Below are 2,468 nucleotides of genomic sequence, written 5' to 3'. Positions count from 1 at the left end.
GATCAACGGATTCTTCATCCCTAATCGCGTAACCTCAWCAGTCAGCTGCWGTAAAGAATCTGCTCCTGTCACCAATTTGTTAGCCATAGAAAATATAGAAATATTCATGGTTATCTCCCCTTTCATGTTTTTACTAATGCAGGAATCATGCCAAAGTTTGAAAACGCTTAATTTATAAGGGAGATACCCTTTTTTTCATGTGTTACCGGATCAATAATGAGTAGAAATCAAATCAAAAAAACTAATTCGATTCGTTTTCTAATCGCATGTGAAATTTTTTCATTTTTTGCACCAAAGCGCTTTGACTGATATCCAAAGAGATGGCAGCGGCCCTTGTAGTCCCATACTTCTTCATCGCATTCAATATCAGGGAACGCTCCAGCTCGGAAACGGCTTCCTTCAAAGAATGTGTTGTCGTTTTTTTTGATAAGACCGGCTGGATGAAAGATGGTAAATTAGACAAATCAATCGTATCATCATATGTCGTGACGACCAGCCGCTCTGCAAGACTCGCAAGCTCACGTATATTGCCAGGCCACGAATAGTTCGTCAGCCATTCATAGCATTCCGGTGTCATCTTTTTCTTCTCTTTATATTTTTCATTAAATTTTTTCAAATACATTTCTAAAAGCGGGATCGTTTCTTCCTTTCTCTGGCGTAAAGGCGGGACTTCAAAGGAAACGATATTAAGCCGGTAATAAAGATCTTCGCGGAAGGATCCTTCTTGCACGAGGGAGGCCAGATCACGATGGGTGGCTGTAATTAACCTGACATCCACTTCTTTCATTTCGGTAGAACCCACTCTCATAAACTTGTTTTCTTCTACCACTTTCAAAAGTTTCACCTGTAACTCTAAAGGTAAATCCCCAATTTCGTCCAAAAATAACGTGCCACCATTCACTTTTTCAAAAATCCCCATTTTTCCATTCTTAAGGGATCCGGTAAATGCCCCTGGTTCATATCCAAAAAGTTCAGATTCTACCAAGTTCGCTGGAATGGCTCCGCAATTTAATTCAAGGAATATTTTTTCCTTCCTGGAGCTTTTGGCATGTATGTACTTGGCGATTAAACTCTTCCCTACTCCTGTTTCCCCCTGCAACAAGATCTTCGCATCCGTTTTAGCCACTTTATCAGCCAGTTTGAATAAAGGAGTTGTAGAAGGACCAATGATGATTTCCTGTAAATTCACCTGTTCCGAGCCAGGCAATAATTGGGAAATAGGTTGGAAAGATAACTTTTGGCTGTCAATCGTATACTTCATCCGGATTAATTCAGTAATATCCCTGACACTATTTATGACAAATATGACTTCATTCTGTGGCGATAGAATAGGTGTGGCCGATACGATAATCTTTCTTCCATTTCGAATTCTTTGTGTTAAAGTAACTTGATTCTTCGTTCGAATGGAATCCAATGAAGCTGAAACGGATATCATACCTTGCTCAATTAAATAACTCATCGGTTTTCCGATGATTTCCTCTTCTCTTATTCCAGTAATACGTTGATAGGCTTGATTGATAAATAATGTCGTTCCATCACCATCCGTGATATACACTCCATCATACAGAGCATTAAAAACAACCCTGCATAAATCACTCTCAAAGAATGCTTGAAATTGATCATATGGTATTGAGTAATTCCGTAAATTTTGCAGCGGTGCATTAACCGTAATGAAATGAGAAATGGGCTTCGTCAAATCACTCTGCTGCACTGCCGCTGATAACGCCTCTATTGTCAAAAATCCGATGAAATCCTCTGAATCATCCAAAACTTCCACTTCAGTGCTTCCTATCGGGAAACAAGATATTGCTTCCTCCACTGTCATATCCGAATAAAACTTAGTCATCAATATCCACTCCCTGGCTGGTCTTTACTATTTGATAGAACGCTTCCTCCTTGATTGAAGACTTTTTGAAGGTCCTGTCGGCTTCCAAGTCTATTCAATTAAAGAAGACAATGAACTTATTAAATTATATTGTGTGAGCATTATGTAATGTTTTTTCCTTTTTCTTTTTAATGATACTATGTACGACAATCAACGACACCAAGAATTAAATGCTGCACCGGTAAAACGATTCAATCTCATTGCCCTATTTCTGATTAAAACGATAAATAGCAATGGTATGTTTCTTTTATCATATCAATGGTGTTTTTTATGCTCAAATCCATTTTCACTCATCACAGGAAATCTTGTCCTTTTGTTGCATAATAAAAATGCCTGCGAAATGGCTCATACCTTAAGATTGTTTAATTTCAGATACTTTAAGGGTTAAGAACTATTTGTTAAGTGTTTAAAAAGTTTCTCGACAGTTTGAAAAAACCTAATCCGTATTTGGATTAGGTTTCAGACTGTAGACAAACTCGATGAAAACTCAGTTTGCATTGAAAAAAGTTGCAGCTGATTTCAGAGATCCGCTCCCTTTCCGCCGACTGTCTGCCAAGCCTCCTCAGCGCAAGCGCCTGTGGGG

Annotated in this window: 1 protein-coding gene; it reads right to left on the bottom strand. The window is 38.6% G+C overall.

Annotated features, from left to right (window positions below; translation table 11 throughout):
* Positions 1–241: 241 nt before the first annotated feature.
* Positions 242–1,846, bottom strand: a complete 1,605-nt coding sequence (locus AC1DVB_RS26590) for a sigma-54 interaction domain-containing protein (RefSeq protein WP_477591795.1) — start codon at positions 1,844–1,846, stop codon at positions 242–244.
* Between the last annotated feature and the right edge of the window lie 622 nt (positions 1,847–2,468).

Source organism: Peribacillus sp. P4_D6 (assembly GCF_056401795.1).
Note: the sequence above shows the minus strand (reverse complement) of the source record. Positions and strands in the feature narration are given on the sequence as shown.